Source organism: Streptomyces sp. NPDC052107 (assembly GCF_040680215.1).
Lineage (GTDB): Bacteria > Actinomycetota > Actinomycetes > Streptomycetales > Streptomycetaceae > Streptomyces.
In genome coordinates this window covers 45,622-67,412 of the sequence record NZ_JBFAWG010000004.1, presented here as the reverse complement: position 1 = coordinate 67,412, position 21,791 = coordinate 45,622, and the positions used below count along the sequence as shown (strand labels likewise).

Genomic DNA, 21,791 nt, shown 5'->3' with positions numbered 1-21,791 from the left:
GTTGGGCACGGCAGGTGCACATCTCAACAGTAGGCCGCGGAAGGCTTCCACGGGCACCGGTCGTCGACGGTTGCCCGAATGTGCCCGAGCCACCCGTATGCAACTGATATGCGCCGAACGGGTGGCCTTCAACCGCTACTACTCGGTCGGAAGCGCGACTTCGGCCGCCGCCTCGGGACCCTGCTCCAAGAGGACGCCGAAACCGTCCTCGTTCAGGACCAGAACCTTCAATTGCACGGCTTTGTCGTACTTTGATCCCGGGTTGTCACCCACGACGACGAACGAGGTCTTCTTCGAGACCGATCCGGTCACCTTCGCGCCCCGGCTCTGCAGTGCCTCCTTCGCGCCGTCACGGGTGAAGTTCTCCAGTGTGCCGGTGACGACGACCGTGAGCCCCTCCAGCGGGCGCGGGCCCTCGTCCTCGCCGGTCGAGGCGTCCTCCAGCGGGACGCCGGCGGCCTTCCACTTGCGGACGATCTCGCGGTGCCAGTCCTCGGCGAACCACTCCTTGAGCGCGGCGGCGATGATCGGGCCGACGCCGTCGGTGGTGGCGAGCTCTTCCTCGGTGGCCTGTTCGATGCGGTCGATGGAGCGGAACTCTCGGGCGAGGGCCTGCGCGGCGACCGGTCCGACGTGCCGGATGGACAAGCCGTTCAGAAAGCGCGCGAGCGGGCGGGACTTGGCGACCTCGATGTTCTCCAGCAGGGCGAGGGTGTTCTTCTTCGGCTCGCCCTTCTGGTTGGCGAAGACCGTGACGACCTTCTCCTCGCCCGTCTTGGGGTCCCGCTTGGGCAGACCGCTGTCGGGGTCGAGGACATAGGCCTTGATGGGCAGCAGCTTCTCCACCGTCAGGTCGAACAGGTCGCCCTCGTCCACCAGCGGCGGGCCGGCCGGCTCCAGCGGGCGGGTGAGCGCGGCGGCGGCCACCGCGCCGAAGTGCTCGATGTCCAGGCACTCGCGGCCGGCGAGGTAGGAGACGCGCTCGCGCAACTGGGCCGGGCAGGTACGGGCGTTGGGACAGCGGAGGTCGATGTCGCCCTCCTTCATGGGCCTGAGCGGAGTGCCGCACTCGGGGCACTCGCCCGGCATCACGAACTCCCGCTCGCTGCCGTCGCGCAGGTCGACCACCGGGCCGAGGATCTCCGGGATGACGTCACCGGCCTTGCGCAGGACGACCGTGTCCCCGATGAGGACGCCCTTGGCCTTGACGACCTCCTGGTTGTGCAGGGTGGCGAACTCGACCTCGCTGCCGGCGACCGTGACCGGCTCGACCTGGGCGTACGGCGTGACCCGGCCGGTGCGGCCGACGCCCACCTTGATGTCGACGAGCTTGGTGTTGACCTCTTCCGGCGCGTACTTGTAGGCGATCGCCCAGCGCGGGGCACGCGCGGTGGACCCGAGGCGCCCCTGCAGGCGGATCTCGTCCAGCTTGACGACGACACCGTCGATCTCGTGCTCCACGGAGTGGCGGTTCTCGCCGTAGTGGGCGATGAACTCGCGTACGCCGTCGAGGTCGTCGACCACGCGGTTGTGCGGGGAGGTGGGCAGGCCCCAGGTCTTCAGCAGGTCGTAGGCCTGGGAGAGGCGGGTCAGGCCCGTGAAGCCCTCCAGGGCGCCGATGCCGTGGACGACCATGTGCAGCGGGCGGGTGGCGGTGACCCGCGGGTCCTTCTGGCGCAGCGAACCGGCGGCGGCGTTACGGGGGTTGGCGAACGGCTTGTCACCGGCGGCGACCAGGCGTTCGTTCAGTTCGAGGAACTTCTCCATCGGGAAGTAGACCTCGCCGCGGATCTCCACGAGGTCGGGCACCTCGTCGCCCTTGAGGCGGTCCGGGATCTCCGCGATCGTCCGGACGTTCGGGGTGATGTCCTCGCCGGTGCGGCCGTCGCCACGGGTCGCCGCGCGCGTGAGCCGGCCGTTCTCGTAGGTGAGGTTGACCGCGAGGCCGTCCACCTTCAGCTCGCACAGGAAGTGGTAGTCCTGGTCGCCGAGTTCGCGCGCGATGCGCTCGGCCCAGGCGGCCAGCTCCTCGTCGTTGAAGGTGTTGTCGAGGGACAGCATCCGCTGGCGGTGCTCGACCGCGGTGAACTCCGTCGCGTACGACCCCGCGACCTTCTGGGTCGGCGAGTCCGGGGTACGGAGCTCCGGATACTGCTCCTCCAGGGCCTCCAGAGTCTTCAGGAGCTTGTCGAACTCCGCGTCGCTGATGACGGGAGCGTCCTTCACGTAGTACCGGAAGCGGTGCTCCTCGATCTGCTCAGCGAGCTGCGCGTGCTTGTCACGTGCCTCGGCGGGCACTGCCGTCTCCGCCTGCTGCTTGTCGCCGGCCACCGTGTTGTCCTCCCGTTACTCTGGGTTGTCCGCGAGGGATCTCGCCGCCCGGACGCAGTGGGCGAGCGCCTGCCGTGCGTAGGCGGGGGAAGCGCCCGCCAGACCGCACGCCGGGGTGACCGTGACCGCCTCCGCGAGCAGCCCCGGATGCAGTCCCAGCCTGCGCCACAGCGTCCTGACACCCACGACGCTACCGGCAGGGTCTGACAATGGGCCGTCCGTGCCCGGCACGACACCGGCGAACAGCCGGGTACCGCCCTCGACGGCCTCACCGATCGCGTCGTCGTCACGTTCGGTGAGCAGCGAGAAGTCGAAGGAGACGCCGGTCGCGCCGGCCCGCCGCAGCAGGGCGAACGGCACGTCGGGCGCGCAGGAGTGCACCACCGCGGGCCCGCCGTCGTGGGCCCCGATCACGTCGCGCAGGGTGGCCTCCACGATCTGCCGGTCCACGGCCCGGTGCGTGCGGTAGCCGCTGGCGGTACGGACCTGTCCGCGCAGGACGACGGTGAGGGAGGGCTCGTCGAGCTGGAGCACGAGCCGGGCGCCCGGGATGCGGCGCCCGACCTCGGCCAGGTGCAGTCGCAGCCCCTCGGCGAGGGAGGAGGCGAGATCACGGCAGGCACCGGGGTCGGAGAGCGCGGACTCGCCGTTCTTCAGCTCCAGGGCGGCGGCCAGGGTCCACGGCCCGACCGCCTGCACCTTCAGGTCGCCCTCGTACCCCTGGGTGAACTCCTCCAGGGCGTCCAGGTCCTCCCCCAGCCAGGAGCGCGCCCGCTTGGTGTCCCGGCCCGGCCGGTCCCCGATGCGCCAGCCGCTGGGCTCCACGCGCGCGTACAGCTCGACGAGCATCCCGGCGGTACGGCCGATCATGTCGGCACCGGGTCCGCGCGCGGGCATTTCGGGCAGGAAGGGGAAGTCCTCGAAGCTGCCGGTGACGGTCTTGGCGGCTTCCCTGGCGTCGCCGCCGGGCATGGACCCGATTCCGGTGGCTCCCGGGAACCTGAACTCGCTGTTGTCACTCACCTCGGCAGGGTATGCCGAACACCCAGGGGGCTTTGCCCCTGGACCCCGGGCCTACGCCCGCCCGCCACCCGACTCGGAGTGCAGTGGGCGCGGCCTCGGTCCGGGACCACGCCTGTACCGCACCGGACCGGGATCGTGGCGCCCACCCCGCCGTGCCGCTCACCGCCCCGGACGCATCGTCAGGTCGTTGACCTCAGCGTCCCGGGGCAGGTCCAGGGCCATCAGGATCGTCGTGGCGACCGACTCGGGGTCGATCCACTTCGAGGCGTCGTAGTCCTTGCCCTCCTGCTGGTGGACCTTGGCCTGCATGGGGCTGGCCGTGCGGCCGGGGTAGACGGAGGTGACCCGGACGCCGTTCGCGTGCTCCTCGTGGCGCAGGGAGTCGGCGAGGGCCTTCAGGCCGTGCTTGGAGGCGGCGTACGCGGACCAGCCGGCGTGGGCGTTGAGGCCGGCGCCTGAGTTGACGAAGATCACATGGCCGCGGGCGGCACGCAGCTGGGGCAGGAAGTGCCGGGTCAGCTCGGCGGGGGCGACCAGGTTGACGTTGAGCTGGTGGTGCCAGGACCTGGGGGTCAGGTCACCGACCTCGCCCAGGTCGACGACACCGGCGATGTGCAGCAGCGAGTCCACGCGGTCCGGGAGGGTCTGGTGGGAGAACGCCCAGGACAGCTTGTCCGGGGCCGCGAGGTCGCCCACCAGGGTGCGGGCGCCGGGGAACTCCGCCGCAAGTTCCTTCGCGCGGCCCGCGTCACGCGCGTGCAGGAAGAGTTCGTCCCCGCGCGCGTGCAGCCGGCGGGCGACGGCCGCGCCGATGCCGGATCCGGCCCCGGTGATCACATGAGTAGCCATGCCCGCCATGCTGGCATCAGCGGATGCCGAACGACTCCTCCAGGTAGGCCAGCGCGCCGACCGGCTCCTCGGCGAAGAACACCAGCTCGGACAGCGGCCGCGGCAGGAAGCCCTCGTCCTCCATGCGGCGGAACTGCTGCTTGAGGCCGTCGTAGAAGCCCGCGGTGTTCAGCAGGACGACCGGCTTGTCGGTGCGGCCGTGCTTCTTCAGCTCCAGGATCTCGGTGGCCTCGTCCAGCGTGCCGGTCCCGCCCACCATGATCACCACGGCGTCGGCCTTCTCCAGCAGCAGCTTCTTGCGTTCGGCGAGGTCGGCGGCGATGACCATCTCGTCGGCGGCGGGCCGCGCCTTGGCGGCGAGGAACTCCACGGACACGCCCAGCAGCCTGCCGCCCGCCTCGTGCACCCCGTCCGCGACGACCTTCATCAGACCGACGTTGGAACCGCCCCACACCAGGGTGTGACCGGCCTTGCCGATCAGTTCCGCGAACTCGCGCGCGGGACGCGTGTAACGCTCGTCGAGATCGGCGGCGGACAGGAAGACGCAGATGTTCATGGCCCCTACCGTACGGCCCCTCCGCACGGCCCCTCCGCACGGACCGAACCGGGCGGGCGTACCGGGAAAGCCGTACCCGGCGGGAAGAACCACGGGCCCGCCGGTGCTGCCCTTATATGGCCCAAGGACATACGATCACCATCGACAAGAGCGAGCAGCACGTGCGCGTGGTGCACGGCGACCAGGTGCTCGCGGAGACCGACCGACCGCTGGTGCTGCGCGAGACGGGCTCTCCGGTGCGGTACTACATCCCCGCCGCGGACGTACGCCTCGATCTGCTGACCCCCTCCGAGACGCACACCGTGTGCCCCTTCAAGGGCACGGCGTCCTACTGGTCCCTGCCGGACGCGCCGGACCTGGTGTGGGCGTACCCGGAGCCGAAGCCGGGAGTGGCGGAGATCAAGGATCACTTCTGCTTCTACGACGTCGACGTGTCGTGAGCGATGAGCCCGTGCCGGTACGGCAGTCTGCACCGACATGGACAAGAAGACGACTTCGCGGGACGGAACGGCCCTCGCGTACCAAGTGACCGGTCAGGGGCCGACGGTGATCCTGGTGAGCGGCGCGATGTCCACCGGTGGCACCGTGGCGCCCCTGGCGCAGCGGCTCGCGGACCGCTGCACGGCCGTCGTCTACGACCGCAGGGGCCGCGGCGAGAGCGGTGACACGAAGCCGTACGCGGTCGAGCGCGAGGTCGAGGACCTGGCCGCGCTGATCGACGCCGTGGGAGGCGGGGCGGCGCTGTTCGGGGTCTCCTCGGGCGGCGCGCTGGTGCTGGAGGCGGTGGCGAGCGGGCTGCCGGCCGGCCGGGCCGCCGTGTACGAGGTGCCGTACGCGAACTTCCTTCAGGGAGGCGCCGAGCGAGAGGCCACGTACAAGGAGCGGCTGAACAAGGCGCTCTCGGAGGACCGCCGAGGGGACGCGGTGGAGCTGTTCCTGCGGCTGACGGGCCTGGCCGAGGAGGTGATCCAGCGCGCCCGCCAGTCGCCGATGTGGGCCGGCATGGAGGCCGTCGCGCCGAGTCTCGCCTACGACGACACGGTCATGGGCGACGGTCTGCTCCCCCGGGACCGGCTCGCCGCGATCTCCGTGCCCGTGCTGGCGGTCGCGGGCGGCGCGAGCCCGCAGTGGATGCGTGAGGCGTCCCGGGAGGCCTCCAGGGCGGTGCCCGACGGCGTCTACCGCGAGCTGGCGGGCCAGACGCACATGGTGGAGCCGGACGTCCTGGGGCCGGTGCTGGCGGAGTTCTTCGCGGGCTAGGCGGCTGTCGCTTTGTCGACTACACCGCCGCGGCCGTCGCGCGCGTGGTCGACGCGATCGTGGCCGAGCCGACCACGCGCGTGCCGTCGTAGAGGACGATCGCCTGGCCGGGGGCGACACCGCGGACCGGTGCGGTGAAGGTGACGCGCAGCTCGCCGTCGACCGGCTCCGCGGTGACCTCGGTCTCGCCGCCGTGGGCGCGCAGCTGGGCGGTGTAGGTGCCGGGGCCGGCGGGGGCGGTGCCGCACCAGCGGGGCTTGATCGCGGTGAGGGCGGTGACGTCCAGGGCGGCGGCGGGGCCGACGGTGACGGTGTTGCTGACCGGCGAGATGTCGAGGACGTAGCGGGGCTTGCCGTCGGGGGCCGGGGTGCCGATCCTGAGGCCCTTGCGCTGGCCGATGGTGAAGCCGTACGCGCCCTCGTGCGTGCCCAGCCTGGCGCCGGACTCGTCGACGATGTCGCCCTCCGCCTTGCCCAGGCGCTGGGCGAGGAAGCCCTGGGTGTCGCCGTCGGCGATGAAGCAGATGTCGTGCGAGTCGGGCTTCTTGGCGACCGCGAGACCCCGGCGCTCGGCCTCGGCGCGGATCTCCTCCTTGGTGGTGACCGTGTCGCCGAGCGGGAACATCGCGTGGGCGAGCTGCTTCTCGTCCAGCACACCGAGGACGTACGACTGGTCCTTCGCCATGTCGGAGGCGCGGTGCAGTTCTCGGGAGCCGTCCTCGTTCACGATCACCTTGGCGTAGTGGCCGGTGCAGACCGCGTCGAAGCCGAGGGCCAGGGCCTTGTCGAGCAGCGCGGCGAACTTGATCTTCTCGTTGCAGCGCAGGCACGGGTTGGGGGTGCGGCCGGCCTCGTACTCGGCGATGAAGTCCTCGACCACGTCCTCGCGGAAACGGTCGGCGAGGTCCCACACGTAGAAGGGGATGCCGATGACGTCGGCCGCGCGGCGGGCGTCACGCGAGTCCTCGATCGTGCAACAGCCCCGCGCGCCGGTCCGGAACGACTGCGGGTTCGCGGAGAGCGCGAGGTGGACGCCGGTGACGTCGTGGCCGGCTTCCGCGGCGCGCGCGGCGGCGACGGCGGAGTCGACTCCACCGGACATGGCGGCGAGGACGCGGAGGGGGCGCAGCGGGGTCTCAGTCATAACCCTTCCAGGGTACGGGGCCGTGGGAACCGGGACCGCCGGATATCCGTTGACGATCACGAGGGGCGGAACAGGGCGGCCAGGACGGACAGGCCGGGCAGGCCAGACGGCGGAGGGGGCGGGCATGAGCGCCACGGATCGGCGGCTCGAAGGCGACACCGATCGGCGGCTGGGGCGGCGGGCCCTGCTCGTCGGCGGTGCGGCGGCCGCCGTCGGCACGGCCGCGCTGGCCCGCGAGGAGCTGACGCACCTGTGGTGGCGGCTGCCCGGCGTGGACAAGCCCCGGGTGGCGGGGGCCGTGGACTTCCGGGGTGCGCGCTGGCTGCCGGCCTCCCCGGCCAACTACCGGCGGGCGGACCGGCCGGACGACTACACGGTCGACCGGGTCGTCATCCATGTCACGCAGGGCGGCTACGCGAGCGCGGTGAAGGTCTTCCAGGATCCGGCGTACGGCGCGGCGGCGCACTACATCGTGCGCAAGGACGGCCGGATCACCCAGCTGATACGGGAGCTGGACGTGGCGTTCCACGCGGGCAACCGGGAGTACAACGAACGCAGTGTCGGTATCGAGCACGAGGGCTTCGTGGAGGACGCGTCCTCCTTCACGGACGCCATGTACGCGTCCTCGGCGCGGCTGACGGCGGCGATATGCGGGCGGTACGGCATACCCGTGGACCGTGAGCACATCATCGGGCATGTGGAGGTGCCGGGGACGGACCACACCGATCCGGGGCCGCACTGGGACTGGGAGCGATACCTGAAAAAAATCAAGGCCTAGGCCCTTTTTCGTCCGGTAGGGATGGTTCTATCCTGTTTACAAGGCCTACGAGACGAGTGAGGGAGCCCAAGCGGAGTAGCCGACTTCAGCGTGAGAGATCTGTTCTCTTCAAGGAGAGGTACACACCATCTCCGCTGGTGCCGACATCGACGCTCGGGCTGAGAGGCCGGAAGGTCGCAAGTACTGGACCGGAAGGCGACCCCCATAACCTGATCCGGACAATGCCGGCGAAGGGAACCCGCCTCGTAGGTCGCTTTCGTGCCCTCAGCTGAGCCCTGCCGCCCGGGCACGCTCCACCGCCGGGCCGATCGCCTTGGCAACCGCCTCGACGTCCGCCTCCGTGGAGGTGTGGCCGAGGGAGAAGCGCAGGGTGCCGCGGGCCAGGTCCGGGTCGGTGCCGGTGGCGAGCAGGACATGGCTGGGCTGGGCGACGCCCGCGGTGCAGGCGGAACCGGTCGAGCACTCGATGCCCTGGGCGTCCAGCAGTAGCAGCAGGGAGTCGCCCTCGCAGCCGGGGAAGGTGAAGTGCGCGTTGGCCGGCAGGCGGCCCTCGGCCGCCGGGTCGCCGCCGAGGATCGCATCGGGGACGGCACTGCGGACGGCCGCGATCAGCTGGTCGCGCAGGGCGCCGATCTCCCTGGCGAACCACTCCCGCCCCTCGGTGGCGAGCCGCCCGGCGACGGCGAAGGAGGCGATGGCGGGGACGTCGAGGGTGCCGGAGCGGACATGCCGCTCCTGGCCGCCGCCGTGCAGGACGGGCACGGGGGTCTGGTCGCGGCCCAGCAGCAGGGCGCCGATGCCGTACGGGCCGCCGATCTTGTGGCCGGAGACGGTCATCGCGGCGAGGCCGGAGGCGGCGAAGTCGACCGGGACCTGACCGAAGGCCTGGACCGCGTCGGCGTGCATCGGGATCCCGAACTCGGCTGCCACCTCGGCGAGTTCGTGGACCGGCAGGATCGTGCCGATCTCGTTGTTGGCCCACATCACGGTGACCAGGGCGACGTCGTCGGGGTTGCGGGCGATGGCCTCGCGCAGGGCGTCGGGGTGGACGCGGCCGTAGGAGTCGACGGGGAGATACTCGATCGTCGCGCCCTCGCGCTCGCCGAGCCAGTGGACGGCGTCGAGGACGGCGTGGTGTTCGACGGGGCTGGCCAGGACGCGGGTGCGGGCCCGGTCGGCGTCGCGGCGGGACCAGTACAGGCCCTTCACCGCGAGGTTGTCGGCCTCGGTGCCGCCCGAGGTGAAGACGACCTCGCTGGGGCGGGCGCCGAGCGCTTCGGCGAGGATCTCGCGGGATTCCTCGACCGTGCGGCGCGCCCGCCGGCCGGATGCGTGGAGTGAGGAGGCGTTGCCCGTGATGCTCAACTGGGCGGTCAGGGCCTCTGCCGCCTCCGGGAGCATCGGGGTTGTCGCGGCGTGGTCGAGGTAAGCCATGGTGCCCTGATTCTACGGGTCCCTTGCGGTTGGCTTCGGCCGTGCGCCTTTCGCTGGCTGCACCTGGGCTCGGTGGCGACGTGCCCTGCGCTGGGCTTGCCGTGCGCCCTGCCTGCCCTGCGCCTGGGCTTGGCGGCGAGGCGCCCTGCGCTGTCGGCCGTGCCCACCCGTTCCACCCCAGCGGAACGACTGCCCACGGCGGTGGCGGCGGGGCGGTCGTGGCGGGCGGCTGTCGCACTGCGGTGGCGGGGCGACGGGTGGCGGGCCAAGTCCCCCCAAGGCTAGACCGGCGGTGGCGCTGGCGGGGCGACTATCCCGCGGCGGTGGTGGCGGTTGACAGGCCCAGGCCCCACGGCGGTGGCGGCGGTAGCGGCGGTAGCGGCGGCAGGTCGGCTGCCCACGGCGGCGGTGGCAGGGCGGCTGCCCACGGCGGCGGTAGCGGGGGCGGCTGCCCACGGCGGCGGTAGCGGGGGCGGCTGCCTGGCGGTGGGGCCGTGGCGTGGTGGCTGATCGCTGCCTGGCGGTGGGAACCATGGCCGCGGTGGCAAGTCGCTGCCTGGCGGCGCGGCCCACGTGGTGTTCGTGTTTCGGCCGGTGGCCCCGTCGCCCTCGGGGCCCTGGCCGGTCAGGGGGTGGTTCGGCGGGTCACAGGCTCCAGGACAGGGTGTGGGAGACCTGCATGGCGATCGCCAGGACGGCCAGGTCTGCCACGCCCAGGGTCAGGCCCAGGAGGGCCCGGCCGCGGCGGGTGGTGCCGCGCCAGAGGGAGACGGCGGCCAGGACGATGGCGATCGGGCCGAGGAAGATGTTGAGGACGAGCAGGCCGAGAAGGCCCAGGATGAAGGACGCCACGGCCATGCCGTCGGCGTCGCGCGCGGCCGGGCGGGTGTCGTTGCCGCTCGTGACCGGTGCGGTGAGTTGCATGGTGCTCAGCTCCTGGATGTCGTGGCGGACGGTCAGTTGGCCGGCGTACGGCGCCGGCGGCCGAGGCGCTCGCGAATCGCGAAGACGCCGAGCCAGACGGCGATGACGGCGGCGACGGCGGCGGTGACGGTCAGCGGTGCGTGGGCCACGGTGCCCAGCACGACACCGAGCAGCATGAGTGCGGCGACGAGGAACAGCATGGGATCAGATCCCCCCTCCGAGATACCTCGTATCGGGCCGGTGTGAAGTTTCGGTGAACAGTTGTAGTAACAGTTGTTCACTGACTTCTACTCTAGCGCGCTTCCCGGCTTCCCAATTCCAGAGAACAGTTGTTAACTGGATGACATGAGTCACACCCTCGGCATCCGGCAGGCGCAGAAGCAGAAGACCCGGCAGGCGTTCCTCGACGCCGCGCTCGCGCTGCTGGAGGAGCAGAGCCTGAGCAGCCTGGGTCTGCGCGAGGTCACCCGGGCCGTCGGCGTCGCCCCGACCGCGTTCTACCGGCACTTCCGCTCGACCGCCGACCTCGGCGTGGCGCTGGTCGACGAGGCGCTGGGCAGCCTGCACCCGATGGTGCGCACCACGGTGTCCACGGCGGGCGGCAGCGAGGAACGCATCGCGCGGGCCATCGAGTTGATCGCCCGGCACGTGGACGCCTACCCCGCGCACGTCCGGTTCATCGCCCGCGAACGGCACGGCGGGGTGCAGCCGGTGCGGGAGGCCATCCGCTCCCAACTGGTCCGGTTCGCCGAGGAGGTGAAGACCGAGCTGGCCAAGGATCCCGAGGCCGCGGGCTGGAGCGACGACGACCTGCTGATGCTCGCGCATCTCTACGTCGACCAGATGCTGATCACCGCCTCGCTGTTCCTGGAGGCCCTGGAGGCGCCGGCGGAGGAGCGGGAGCGGGTCACCCAGCTCGCCACCCGGCAGCTGCGGCTCATCTCCATCGGCCGCGGCCACTGGCTGGACTGAGCCGCCCCGGGCACAGGACAGGGGCGGCACGCCCGGTGCGCGCCGCCCCTTTCGCCGTACGCCCCCTGCCCTTCCGTCGTACGACCCCGGCCCTGGCTCAGCCCTGCTGAACCTGCCCGCCGGACTGCCCCGCGGCCCGTCCCCCGCCCGGACCGCCACAGCCGCCGGGACCGCCCTGGCCCCCCTGGCCGCCCCGACCGCCGGGCGCGCCGCTCGGCATGCCCGAGGGCGCACCGCTGGGTATGCCGGTCGGCCGCACGGTGGACGCCCCCGATGGCGCGCCGGACGGCATCCCGCTCGGCCGGCGCCCGGCGCCGCCCGTGGGCATGCCGGACGGCGCCTGACAGGCCTGTTGCTGACCGGAGTTGCCATCGGAAGAAGAGGACGAGTCGCCCGAGCCGCACGCGGTCAGCAGCAGCGGGGACAGCGCCAGCAGGGCGAGGGCCGGGACGAAACGGGCACGCTTCATGAGAGTCAGCTCCGATGAGGATGGGGAAGTCCTGAGGAGCCGCACTCAACCAACGGTGCCTTGGCGGTACTTGGGCTCGTCCTGTCCGCCGGCTGTCAATCCGGGGTCAGGGACCCTCCTGGTACACGGCCGCGACAGAACGGGCCGCCGCCAGCAGTTCCACGCGGGCCTCGGGCGGGTCCAGCAGCTCCACCTGGTCGGAGAACGCCAGGAGTTGGCGGACCGCGCGCAGCACCGGGAAGGTCAGCCGGGCGGTGACCCAGTCGCTCTCGCCGTCGTCGTCGGGGAGTTCGCTGAGCTGCGCCGCCATCATGCGCTGGAACATGTCGAGGCGCGCCCGCCGCACCCGGACGGTGACATCGCTCCCGCCCTCGGGCCGGTCCTCCACCTGGCGGCGCAACACCTCCCAGACGTCGGCGAGTTCGACGCCCGGTCGGCGCCGCACCGGATCGTCCAGCGGCCGGGCCGAACGGATCCGGTCGGCCCGGAACAGCCGGGGCGCTCCGCGCCGGTCGGCGACCAGATACCACACCCCGGCCTTGGCGACCAGGCCGTACGGGTCCACGGTGTACGTCCGCGCCTCCCGCTCCCCGCTGTGCCGGTAGCGCAGCCTCAGGCGCCGGTCGGCGAAGACCGCGTCGTGCAGCACCTCCAGGTCGACGGCCTTCTGGGGGCCGCTCTTCCAGCGCGTGGCGTCGACCAGGATGCGGCGACTGGTCACCTCGGCGGCGGGCCGGTACGGCGCCGGAAGCGCGGCCATCACCTTGCGCAGGGCCGAGCCGAGGGCCGCGTCGAGGCCGAGCGCGGCGTGGGCGCCCTGGGCGGCCAGGACGAACAGCGCGCGCGACTCGTCGGCGGTCAGTCCGGTGACGTCTGTGCGGAAGCCGGCGAGGAGTTCGATGCCGCCGTGCCGGCCGCGCTCGGCGTACACCGGGACGCCCGAGGCCGACAGCGCCTCGATGTCCCGGTAGATGGTGCGGACCGACACCTCCAGCCGGTCGGCGAGTTCGTGCGCGGGGACGCGGCCCCGGGTCTGCAGGAGCAGCAGGATCGACAGCAGCCGGTCGGACTTCACGCGCCCAGAATCCCGCCCTCGCCGGGCTTCTCGCAAATGTTGACGGAAGTTGTCAGGTTATCCAGCGATCCTCTTCCCACCGTCTCGCGGAGACGCCCTCCCGACGAGCGGAGACACAGAGAGGCACACCATGACCACTTTCACCGACCCGCGCCCCGTCTACGCCCGTGCCACCGAGCAGGCGGCGGCCCTCATCAAGACCGTGCGTCCCGAGGACCTCACCGGTCCGACCCCCTGTTCCGAGTTCGACGTACGGGCCCTGCTGGGCCACATCGTCGGCGGCAGCCGGCGGATCGCGGTGGTCGGCGAGGGCGGCGACGGAATGGCGATGGAGCCGACCGCTCCCGGGGTCCCGGACGACGGCTGGGCGACGGCCTACGACGAGGTACGCGTCCGCGTCCTGAAGGCCTGGGAGAGCGACGAGCGGATGACGTCCCCGGTGCGGGTGCCGTGGGGCGAGGTGCCGGGCCACGGGGCGCTCTCCGGCTATGTCATGGAGCTCGTGACCCACACCTGGGACCTCGCCGAGGCTCTCGGTCATCCGCTCGAACTCGACCCGGAGCTGGCCGAGTTCGCCTTCGCCACCGCCCGTAGGGTCCTGCCGGACTCTCGGCCGCGGGATGCCGAGACGCCCTTCGACACCCGCCGCGAGGCCCCCACGGGCGCCGACGTCTACGTGGAGCTGGCGGCCTGGCTGGGCCGCACCCCGCTCAGCCGAGCCTGACGCACACCGCTCGGCCGAGCCTGGGTACCGGGACGCGCCGCTGGACTTGCGGCCGTCTTCCGGGTGCCGGTGCGTTGTGGCTGGTCGCGCCCACGCGGCAGAGCCGCACATCGAAGGCGCAGCCGCCGCATCCGCGCTCACGCCGTCGCCTGCGGCGACCCGAGCCCGACCCGCAACCGGACCGGCCGCCACCGCCGAACGCCTCGCCCGGCAATGCCCGACCCGGCCGAAGCGTCGGAGACCTGCGTCAGCCGAGGCTGACCCTCGCCAGCTGGCGGGACTGGGCGACCAGGTGGTTCTCGGTGTCCCAGACCTCGGCGTCCTCCTCCAGGAAGCCGCCGGCCAGGTTGCGGGTGGTGATGGACACCCGCAACGGGCCGGGGGCCGGGCGGCGGCGGACGTGGACGGTGAGTTCCACGGTGGGGACCCAGCCCTTGAGGCCGAGTTCGAAGGCCGTGGGCGGCAGGGCGTCCACCGCCAGCAACAGGGAGAGGGGGTCGGGGTCGCGGCCGTCGGCCAGCCCGAACCAGGCGCGCATCTCCCCCTTGCCGGAGGGGGCGCCGAGGGCCCAGCCGAGGGTGGCCGGGTCCAGCTTGAGCATCAGGCGGCCGGCGATGGCCGAGCTGCCGTCGACCGGGGCGGGACCGTCCTCGGGGCCGAAGCACTGGTCCAGGGGAGGCATCGGCGGCGGTGTCGCCGTCGTGCGGACGTCGTCGGGGAGGACGGTGAGGTCGCCGTAGGAGGCGAGCACGCGGATGCGTTCGACCTCGTTCCCCTCGTCGTCGTACTGGTAGAGGGAGGCCTGGCCGGTGGACAGGGTGCGGCCGGTGCGGACCGTCTCGGTGCGGACGACCGCCGGGCCGGGCTGGGAGGCGGTCAGGTAGTGCGCGGAGATGGTGAAGGGGTCCGGGTGCGGGAGCGTGTCCGCGAGGGCCCGGCCCAGCACGGCCAGCAGGTACCCGCCGTTGACGGCGTTGATGATGGTCCAGCCGGCGGAGAGGTCGATGTCGTGGACACCGGGTTCGCGCCGGGTGACCGCGGTGTCGCGGTCGAACTCGCTGTCGCCGATCACGGCCCGCGACGGGGAGGGTGCGGAAGCTGCTTCTGGCATGGATGAACGGTACAACAGAAAACTACTAAGCGGTAGCTTTTCGCATTCCAGCTGCGGTTCTGCAGGGTGCTCCGCCGTAGCGGCTCCGCCTCCCGGGTGAGGTTTCGGCAATTTCTAAGTAAGTGTCCGGACACGTCCACAACCCCGGGCCGCGGTTTTCCCTCTATGGGGACATGAGCCTCACCGGGACTCCGTTCCTCTACACGACCATCGTGCTGGCCGTGGTCGCACTGATACTGCCGCTCGTCCTGTGGTCGCGGGTGCGCGGGCCCAAGCCCCTGCGTACCTCGGCCCGGCTGCTGATGCTCCTGTTCGCCCAGGGCACCGCCGTCACGCTGATCTTCGTGCTGGTCAACAACCAGAACAACCTGTACGACAACTGGGCCGACCTGCTCGGCACCGGCAACCACGTCCAGCAGGCCCAGGACCTGGGCAGCGACGGGACCGGCGGAATAGCGGTGAAACGGTTGCCCAAGGTCAAGCAGGCCTTCGCGGCGGCCGACGGTCCCGGTATGCACGCGGCCGGCGGAGTGAGGGTCACCCAGCTCAAGGGCCGGGTCTCCGGGGTGAACGCCGAGGTCTACGTCTGGCTGCCGCCGCAGTACGACGAGCCGGCCTACCGCAACAAGAAGTTCCCGGTGGTGGAGCTGCTGCCCGGCTATCCCGGTTCGGCGAAGGCGTGGTTCGGGTCGATGAAGGCCCATGAGCAGCTGCTGCCGCTGATGAGGAGCGGGCAGGTGGCGCCCTTCATCCTGGTCGCCCCGCGCACCAACCTGCTGGCCGGCGTGGACACCGGCTGCGCCAACATCCCCGGACAGGTCAACGCCGACACCTGGCTCAGCATCGACGTGCCGAAGATGGTCATGGACAACTTCCGGGCCCAGCCGGCGCCGCAGGGCTGGGCCGTCGCCGGCTACTCGGCGGGGGCGCACTGCGCGGTCAAGCTGGCCGTGGCCCACCCGGACCGCTACCGGGCCGCCGTGAGCCTGTCCGGCTACAACGACCCGATCGGCGAGCGCAACTCCCTCGCCTCGCAGACCCCGGCCCTGCGCAGCGAGAACAACCCCTACCTGCTGCTGAAGAAGGCCGCCGTGCCGCCCCGGATCGCGCTGTACATCTCCGGTGAGGCCGGTGACGGGTATCAGGCGGGCGTGGCCCTGGAGGCCATCGCCAAGGCGCCCACGACCGTGCACGTGGTGTTCCTGCCGCGCAGCGCGGGCGGCCACAACATGGCGCTGTGGCGGCCCCAGGTCGACACGGTGTTCCGCTGGCTGACCCTGCAGATGGGCCAGAACCACGCCAGGGGCCGGGACCGGTCTCTCACCGGAACCACCGGGACTACTCCTCGGTCACCGTTGACCGGCGGTTCCACGCGCGCGGCGCTCGCCAGTGGAACCGCATCGCGAGCAGGCGCAGCACAAAAGCGGTGACGGCCGCGAGCCCGCTGGTGAGGGGGGTCAGGGCGTCGTAGCGGATGCACAGCACCACCATCGTGGCGCCGACGATCGCTGGGACCGCGTACAGGTCGCGGTCCCAGCGCAGCAGTGAGGGCACCTCGTTGGCGAGCACGTCGCGCAGGACACCACCGCCGACGGCGGTGGCGAGGCCCAGGGTCGCCGACGCGGTCAGGTTGAGGCCGTAGCTGTACGCCTTCGTCGTACCGCTGACGCAGAACAGGCCGAGGCCGGCCGCGTCGAAGACCAGCACCGCCGCCTGGATGCGTTCCACGTGCGGGTGCAGGAAGAAGACGACGAGCGCGGCGAGCAGCGGGGTGAGGAAGTACCCGAGGTCGGTGAAGGCGGCGGGGGGCACGGCCCCGATGACCAGGTCACGGAACAGCCCTCCGCCCAGCGCGGTCACCTCGGCGAGGACGGCGATGCCGAAGACGTCGAAGTTCTTCCGGACGGCCAGCAGCGCGCCGGAGATCGCGAACACGAAGATGCCGACGACATCGAGCGTGTGCTGGACGGAGGGGCTGAAGAGTTGCTGGAGCTGCACCCCTACATTCTTACCCGTCGAAGGGTGGTTACCTTACAAAGACAGGTCACAGGACGGGTTTCCCTGTGGTGAACAGCCAGGTCTGGAAGAGATCGTCCAGCTGCTGTCCACTGACGCGCTCGGCGAGGCGGATGAAGTCGGCGGTGTCCGCGTTGCCGTACCGGTGGAGCCTGGTCCAGGCGGGCAGCAGCCGGAAGAAGGCCCGGTCGCCGATCCGCTCCCGGAGCATCTGCAGCGTCATCGCACCGCGCTGGTAGACGGCGGAGGCGAACATCGTGTCCCGCTGCGGGTCGGCGACCTCGATCTGCCAGAAGGACGAGTCCGCAGGGCGGGCGTCGTAGGCGGCGCGGAAGGAGTCGTGCGCCGACCTGGTCCCCTGGTGCTCCGCCCACAGCCACTGGGCATAGGTGGCGAAGCCCTCGTTGAGCCAGATGTCCTTCCACCGCGCCACGCTCACCGAGTCGCCGAACCACTGGTGGGCCAGTTCGTGCACGATGGTCGTCTCATTGCGCACGGCCGAGTAGGCGGGCTTGCTCTGCACCTCCAGCGAGAACCCGGCCTCGGGCATGTCGTCCACGATCGCGCCGGTCTCCTCGAACGGGTACGGCCCGAAGACCTGCGACCAGTAGTCGGTGGCGGCGGCGGTGACGGCGTACACGTCGACGCTGTTGCCGTTCTTCAGCACCGGGTCGATCGCGACGTAGACCGGGATGCCGCCGGGCGTCCGCCCGGTGCGCACGTCGAACTTCCCGATGGTGGCGGTGGCGAGGTAGGTCGCCATGGGCCTCGACTCGCGCCAGTGGGTGTACGTCGAGCCGCCCCTGTCGTACGTCGACACGAGCCGGCCGTTGGAGACGCCGGTCAGGCCCGTCGGCGCCTTGATCCGGATGTCGTAGGTGGCCTTGTCGGCGGGATGGTCGCTGGACGGGAACCAGGTGGAGGCGGCGTTGGGCTCGCAGGCGACGAAGACCCCGTCGGGGGTCTTCATCCAGCCGTACTTGGAGCCGAACACGATGGGCCCGCCGAGGGGCTGGGGTATACCGCCGTAGGTGACGGTCACCCGGAAGGTGCGGCCCCGGGCGAGGGCGTGGCGCGGGGTGATGACGAGTTCGTCCCCGGTGCGCGTGAACTCGGCGCGTCTGCCGTCGACTTCGACACCGCTGACGTCCAGCCGCTGGAGGTCGAGGTCTAAGGAGGAGAGGTTCTGGGTGGCGCGCGCGGTGAGGGTCGTACGGCCTTCCAGGCGGCCGGTGTCGGGGGCGTAGGCGACGTCGAGGTCGTAGTGCAGGGCGTCGAAGCCGCCGTTGCCGAGGTTCAGGAAGTAGGGGTCCTCGATGCCGGGGGCGCCGGGGGTGGGGGCGGGCGCGGCGGCGATGACGAGGAAGGAGACCGCCGCGGTCAAAACCGAGCTTCCGCGCGTAGCGCGTCGTTTGAGGGTGGTGGTGGGTGACGGGCGGGCGGTCCCCAGACGTGCCGAACGGGAGAGTGCCATCAGTCGTCCCTTTCGAGCGTTCCGATCAGTGGTCGGACACGGACGACTGTGCGCTCTCCCGTTCGGGCATGTACATGACTTTGCCCAGTTGTCATGTGCTACTTGTCGGTTGACTCCTGGGACTCGGTCTCCGAGGCCTCCGCGGAGGCCTCGGAGGTCTCGGAGGTCTCCTCGGCGGACGCCTCGGTGGTCTCCGCCGAGGTCTCTTCGGCGGTCTCCTCGGCAGAAGCTTCGGCGGTCTCCTCGGCAGCCGACTCGACGGCCTCCTCGGACGTTTCCTCGGCCAGCTCCGCCGCCACCGCCGCCGACGTCTCGGCCGACTCCGCGAGGACCTCGTCGGCGACCAGTTCGGCCGCCTCCTTCGCGGCGGTCAGCAGAACCGTGTCCTGCGGGGCCTGGTCCTCGAAGTTCTCCGGGTGGTGGCAGGCGACCCGCTGACCGGGCCTCAGCTCCAGCAGCTGCGGCTCGGTGGTCCGGCAGATCTCCGTGGCCTTCCAGCACCGGGTGTGGAAGCGGCAGCCCGAGGGCGGCGAGATGGGCGAGGGCACGTCACCCTTGAGCAGGATGCGCTCGCTCTTCGCGTTCTTCCGCGCCGGGTCCGGGATCGGCACCGCCGACATCAGCGCCTTGGTGTACGGGTGCATCGGCGCCCTGTACAGCGAGTCCCGGTCGGCCAGCTCGACGATCTTGCCGAGGTACATCACCGCGATGCGGTCCGAGACGTGCCGGACGACCGAGAGGTCGTGCGCGATGATCACGTACGTCAGGCCGAGCTCCTCCTGGAGGTCGTCCATGAGGTTCACGACCTGCGCCTGGATCGACACGTCCAGCGCCGAGACCGGCTCGTCGGCGACGACCAGCTTCGGCTTCAGCGCGAGCGCGCGGGCGATGCCGATGCGCTGGCGCTGACCGCCGGAGAACTCGTGCGGATAGCGGTTGTAGTGCTCGGGGTTGAGACCGACCACCGACAGCAGCCGCTGCACTTCCTTCTTGATGCCGCCCTCCGGCTCGACGCCCTGGAGCCGGAAGGGGGCCCCGACGATCGTGCCGATGGTGTGGCGCGGGTTCAGCGACGAGTACGGGTCCTGGAAGATCATCTGCACGTCGCGGCGCATGGGGCGCATGCCGCCCACGCCGAGGTGCGTGATGTCCTTGCCCTCGAACTCGATGGTGCCACCGGTCGGTTCGAGCAGCCGGGTGATCAGCCGGCCCATCGTCGACTTGCCACAGCCCGACTCGCCCACGACACCGAGCGTTTCGCCGGAGCGGACCTCGAAGTCGAGCCCGTCGACCGCGCGCACGGCACCGACCTGACGCTGGAACAGGCCCTTCTTGATCGGGAAGTGCTTCTGCAGTCCGGTCACCTTCAGCAAAGTCTCGCCGGGGGCGGCGTCCTTGCTGAGGGTGGCGGTACCAGCGGTCCTCTCCACCGCGCCGTCGCTCTGTGCAGGGATGCTCACTGCCTTGTCCTCTGCGTTCTCACTCACAGCTTCGGCGCAATCTCTTCGGTCCAGATCCGTTCCCGCTGCTCCTGCGACATGTGGCAGGCGGCCCAGTGCTGGCTGCCGACCTCGGTCAGCTCCGGGCGGACCGTGCGGGTCAGGTTGTCCTTCGGGATGTCGGCGTACGGGCAGCGCGGGTTGAAGGCGCAGCCGGACGGGATGTTGATCAGCGAGGGCGGGGATCCCTTGACCGGGATCAGGCGCTCCTGCTGGTCGCGGTCCAGGCGCGGCATCGAGCCGAGCAGACCCCAGGTGTAGGGGTGGCGGGGCTCGTAGAACACCTTCTCGGCCGGGCCCCGCTCGACGCAGCGGCCGCCGTACATCACCAGGATGTCGTCGGCCAGTTCGGCGACGACGCCCAGGTCGTGGGTGATGATGATGACCGCGGAGCCGAACTCCTTCTGCAGGTCGCGGATGAGGTCGAGGATCTGCGCCTGGACCGTCACGTCGAGCGCGGTGGTCGGCTCGTCCGCGATCAGCAGCTCGGGGTTGTTCACCAGCGACATGGCGATCATGGCGCGCTGGCGCATACCGCCGGAGAACTCGTGCGGGTAGCTGTCGACCCGCTTGTCCGGCTGCGGGATGCCCACGCGGTCGAGCATCTCGACCGCACGGCGCTTGGCGGTCTTCTTGTCGACGTCGTGGTGGGTCCGGTAGGCCTCCACGATCTGTGCGCCGATCGTGTAGTACGGGTGCAGCGCCGACAGCGGGTCCTGGAAGATCATCGCCATCTCGCGGCCACGCAACTTGCGCACGTGGTCGGGGTCGGCGGACAGCAGCTCGGTGCCGTTCAGCCAGATCTCACCGGATATCTGCGCCTTGCGCTTGCCGTACTGGCCGGCGGTGTGCAGGCCCATGATGCCGAGCGAGGTCACGGACTTGCCGGAGCCCGACTCGCCCACGATGCCGAGGGTCTTGCCCTTCTCCAGCTTGAAGCTGAGCCCGTCGACGGACTTCACCAGACCGTCGTCGGTCGGGAAGTGCACCTTCAGGTCGCGCACTTCCAGGAAGGAGGTCGGCGCGGGCGAAGAGCTCGTGGGCTCGCCCACGGCCGCTCCGGTCTTGCTGAGATCGGTCATGAGAGCCTCACTCGGGGGTCGATCACGGCGTACAGGATGTCCACCACGAGGTTGGCGATCAGCACCGCGAGGGAAGTGATCAGGGTCACGCCCAGGATGATGGGGAGGTCCTGGTTCTTGATGGCGGTCAGCACCGCCTGGCCGAGGCCGGGGATGCTGAACGTGGTCTCGGTCAGGATGGCACCACCGATGAGGGCGCCGAGGTCCATGCCGAGCATGGTCAGGATCGGGGTCATCGTGGAGCGCATGGCGTGCTTGCCGATGACGACCGGCTCCGTGAGGCCCTTGGCGCGGGCGGTACGGATGTAGTCCTCGCCGAGGATCTCCAGCATCGTGGCCCGCGTGATACGGGCGTACATCGCCGCGTAGAGGAAGGCGAGGGTGATCCAGGGCAGGATCATGAAGCCGAGCCAGCTGGTGAAGCTGTCGCCGAGCGCGACGTAATTGCTGGGGAACCACTTCAGTCCGAAGACGAAGATCGCCGAGGCGAGCAGACCCGTGAAGTAGATCGGCAGCGAGACACCGCTGAGGGCGACGACCATCGTGCCGCGGTCCCAGATGCTGCCCCGCTTGAGGGCGGAGAGCACACCCGCCGCGACACCGAAGACCAGCCACAGCACGGCGGCGCCGAGCGCGAGACCCAGGGTCACCGGGAAGCGCTGGGTCAGCACCGGCCAGACGGCCTGCTCGCTGCGGAAGGAGTAACCGAAGCACGGCGCGGCACAGTGGGTGACGTCACCGCCGGCCGCGTAGGTGCGGCCCGCGAAGATGCCCTTGAAGAAGTCCCAGACCTGGAGGTAGATCGGGTCTCCGAGGCCCAGCTTCTCCCGTACGGCCTCGACGGCGTGCGGGTCGGCCTGCTTGCCCACGAAGCTCGTGGCGATGTCCACGCCCGCCCACTTGGGGACGAGGAAGAAGATGCTGAAGACCACCAGGATGATGACCACCAGCATCACTGCGGCGGCGAACAGCCGCCTGATGAGGTAAGCGAGCACAGCTAACGGCCCGCCGCGGATCGCGGGCCACCGGAGGTCGTCCGGTGGGCCCGCGGTCTCGCCGCGCCGGCCTTC

General features: G+C 70.8%; 22 protein-coding genes and 1 riboswitch. Of the genes, 6 read left to right on the top strand and 16 right to left on the bottom strand.

Annotated elements, in window-relative coordinates:
• Positions 1 to 138: 138 nt before the first annotated feature.
• The 4 genes from ligA to AB0M27_RS05800 form a co-directional block, all read right to left on the bottom strand.
• On the bottom strand, positions 139 to 2,331 hold the full coding sequence (ligA, locus tag AB0M27_RS05815; protein WP_365718336.1) for an NAD-dependent DNA ligase LigA: 2,193 nt from the start codon (positions 2,329 to 2,331) through the stop codon (positions 139 to 141).
• Between the two features lie 15 nt (positions 2,332 to 2,346).
• Positions 2,347 to 3,354 carry a methionine synthase gene (locus AB0M27_RS05810; protein WP_365718334.1) on the bottom strand — a complete coding sequence of 336 codons (1,008 nt, stop codon included), beginning with the start codon at positions 3,352 to 3,354 and terminating at the stop codon, positions 2,347 to 2,349.
• A gap of 159 nt (positions 3,355 to 3,513) precedes the next feature.
• On the bottom strand, positions 3,514 to 4,212 hold the full coding sequence (locus AB0M27_RS05805) for an SDR family oxidoreductase (RefSeq protein WP_365718332.1): 699 nt from the start codon (positions 4,210 to 4,212) through the stop codon (positions 3,514 to 3,516).
• A 7-nt stretch (positions 4,213 to 4,219) separates the two neighbouring features.
• Entirely contained in the window at positions 4,220 to 4,759 is a 540-nt protein-coding gene (locus tag AB0M27_RS05800; RefSeq protein ID WP_365718331.1) for a TIGR00730 family Rossman fold protein, read from the bottom strand.
• A gap of 116 nt (positions 4,760 to 4,875) precedes the next feature.
• Here AB0M27_RS05800 and AB0M27_RS05795 point away from each other — a divergent pair, with 116 nt between their 5' ends.
• Together AB0M27_RS05795 and AB0M27_RS05790 are read left to right on the top strand one after the other, a co-directional pair.
• Entirely contained in the window at positions 4,876 to 5,199 is a 324-nt protein-coding gene (locus AB0M27_RS05795; protein ID WP_365718329.1) for a DUF427 domain-containing protein, read from the top strand.
• A gap of 37 nt (positions 5,200 to 5,236) precedes the next feature.
• Positions 5,237 to 6,019 (top strand): alpha/beta hydrolase, encoded by a 783-nt coding sequence (locus tag AB0M27_RS05790; protein ID WP_365718327.1) that lies wholly within the window; start codon positions 5,237 to 5,239, stop codon positions 6,017 to 6,019.
• 19 nt (positions 6,020 to 6,038) lie between these two features.
• Here AB0M27_RS05790 and mnmA read toward each other — a convergent pair whose 3' ends face one another.
• A complete protein-coding gene (gene mnmA / locus AB0M27_RS05785) occupies positions 6,039 to 7,163 on the bottom strand; it encodes a tRNA 2-thiouridine(34) synthase MnmA (protein WP_365718325.1) in 1,125 nt (374 codons plus the stop codon).
• Between the two features lie 124 nt (positions 7,164 to 7,287).
• Here mnmA and AB0M27_RS05780 point away from each other — a divergent pair, with 124 nt between their 5' ends.
• The gene (locus AB0M27_RS05780) at positions 7,288 to 7,941 is read left to right on the top strand and encodes an N-acetylmuramoyl-L-alanine amidase (RefSeq protein ID WP_365718323.1); all 654 of its coding nucleotides are present in this window, start codon (positions 7,288 to 7,290) and stop codon (positions 7,939 to 7,941) included.
• Between the two features lie 48 nt (positions 7,942 to 7,989).
• Positions 7,990 to 8,194: riboswitch (TPP riboswitch) on the top strand.
• An 11-nt stretch (positions 8,195 to 8,205) separates the two neighbouring features.
• Here the strand turns inward: AB0M27_RS05780 and AB0M27_RS05775 are convergent.
• The 3 genes from AB0M27_RS05775 to AB0M27_RS05765 form a co-directional block, all read right to left on the bottom strand.
• Complete coding sequence (locus AB0M27_RS05775; RefSeq protein ID WP_365718321.1) at positions 8,206 to 9,375, bottom strand: cysteine desulfurase family protein; 1,170 nt, start codon at positions 9,373 to 9,375, stop codon at positions 8,206 to 8,208.
• Between the two features lie 645 nt (positions 9,376 to 10,020).
• Entirely contained in the window at positions 10,021 to 10,299 is a 279-nt protein-coding gene (locus tag AB0M27_RS05770; RefSeq protein WP_365718319.1) for a DUF4190 domain-containing protein, read from the bottom strand.
• 32 nt (positions 10,300 to 10,331) lie between these two features.
• Positions 10,332 to 10,499, bottom strand: coding sequence for a hypothetical protein (locus tag AB0M27_RS05765; RefSeq protein WP_194294248.1), 168 nt, complete (start codon positions 10,497 to 10,499; stop codon positions 10,332 to 10,334).
• A gap of 145 nt (positions 10,500 to 10,644) precedes the next feature.
• On the opposite strand from AB0M27_RS05765, the gene AB0M27_RS05760 reads away from it, so the two are divergent.
• On the top strand, positions 10,645 to 11,271 hold the full coding sequence (locus tag AB0M27_RS05760) for a TetR family transcriptional regulator (protein WP_365718317.1): 627 nt from the start codon (positions 10,645 to 10,647) through the stop codon (positions 11,269 to 11,271).
• A gap of 97 nt (positions 11,272 to 11,368) precedes the next feature.
• Here the strand turns inward: AB0M27_RS05760 and AB0M27_RS05755 are convergent, their stop codons facing one another.
• Both AB0M27_RS05755 and AB0M27_RS05750 read right to left on the bottom strand, forming a co-directional pair.
• Entirely contained in the window at positions 11,369 to 11,740 is a 372-nt protein-coding gene (locus tag AB0M27_RS05755) for a hypothetical protein (protein ID WP_365718315.1), read from the bottom strand.
• A 106-nt stretch (positions 11,741 to 11,846) separates the two neighbouring features.
• Positions 11,847 to 12,815 carry a YafY family protein gene (locus AB0M27_RS05750; protein ID WP_365718313.1) on the bottom strand — a complete coding sequence of 323 codons (969 nt, stop codon included), beginning with the start codon at positions 12,813 to 12,815 and terminating at the stop codon, positions 11,847 to 11,849.
• A gap of 130 nt (positions 12,816 to 12,945) precedes the next feature.
• On the opposite strand from AB0M27_RS05750, the gene AB0M27_RS05745 reads away from it, so the two are divergent.
• Positions 12,946 to 13,539 carry a TIGR03086 family metal-binding protein gene (locus AB0M27_RS05745; protein ID WP_365718311.1) on the top strand — a complete coding sequence of 198 codons (594 nt, stop codon included), beginning with the start codon at positions 12,946 to 12,948 and terminating at the stop codon, positions 13,537 to 13,539.
• A gap of 247 nt (positions 13,540 to 13,786) precedes the next feature.
• Here the strand turns inward: AB0M27_RS05745 and AB0M27_RS05740 are convergent, their stop codons facing one another.
• The gene (locus tag AB0M27_RS05740) at positions 13,787 to 14,650 is read right to left on the bottom strand and encodes a thioesterase family protein (RefSeq protein WP_365718309.1); all 864 of its coding nucleotides are present in this window, start codon (positions 14,648 to 14,650) and stop codon (positions 13,787 to 13,789) included.
• Between the two features lie 173 nt (positions 14,651 to 14,823).
• Here AB0M27_RS05740 and AB0M27_RS05735 point away from each other — a divergent pair, with 173 nt between their 5' ends.
• On the top strand, positions 14,824 to 16,080 hold the full coding sequence (locus AB0M27_RS05735) for an alpha/beta hydrolase-fold protein (RefSeq protein WP_365718307.1): 1,257 nt from the start codon (positions 14,824 to 14,826) through the stop codon (positions 16,078 to 16,080).
• Here AB0M27_RS05735 and AB0M27_RS05730 read toward each other — a convergent pair.
• The 5 genes from AB0M27_RS05730 to AB0M27_RS05710 all read right to left on the bottom strand — a co-directional run bounded on the left by AB0M27_RS05730 (position 15,989) and on the right by AB0M27_RS05710 (position 21,716).
• Positions 15,989 to 16,648, bottom strand: coding sequence for a trimeric intracellular cation channel family protein (locus AB0M27_RS05730; protein WP_365718305.1), 660 nt, complete (start codon positions 16,646 to 16,648; stop codon positions 15,989 to 15,991). The genes AB0M27_RS05735 and AB0M27_RS05730 overlap by 92 nt on opposite strands.
• A 46-nt stretch (positions 16,649 to 16,694) precedes the next feature.
• The gene (locus AB0M27_RS05725) at positions 16,695 to 18,140 is read right to left on the bottom strand and encodes a M1 family metallopeptidase (RefSeq protein ID WP_365718303.1); all 1,446 of its coding nucleotides are present in this window, start codon (positions 18,138 to 18,140) and stop codon (positions 16,695 to 16,697) included.
• 98 nt (positions 18,141 to 18,238) lie between these two features.
• A complete protein-coding gene (locus AB0M27_RS05720) occupies positions 18,239 to 19,600 on the bottom strand; it encodes a dipeptide ABC transporter ATP-binding protein (protein WP_365718301.1) in 1,362 nt (453 codons plus the stop codon).
• A gap of 23 nt (positions 19,601 to 19,623) precedes the next feature.
• Positions 19,624 to 20,721 carry an ABC transporter ATP-binding protein gene (locus tag AB0M27_RS05715; protein ID WP_365718299.1) on the bottom strand — a complete coding sequence of 366 codons (1,098 nt, stop codon included), beginning with the start codon at positions 20,719 to 20,721 and terminating at the stop codon, positions 19,624 to 19,626.
• Positions 20,718 to 21,716, bottom strand: a complete 999-nt coding sequence (locus AB0M27_RS05710; RefSeq protein ID WP_365718297.1) for an ABC transporter permease — start codon at positions 21,714 to 21,716, stop codon at positions 20,718 to 20,720. The genes AB0M27_RS05715 and AB0M27_RS05710 overlap by 4 nt, the downstream gene beginning before the upstream one ends.
• Positions 21,717 to 21,791: the final 75 nt, after the last annotated feature.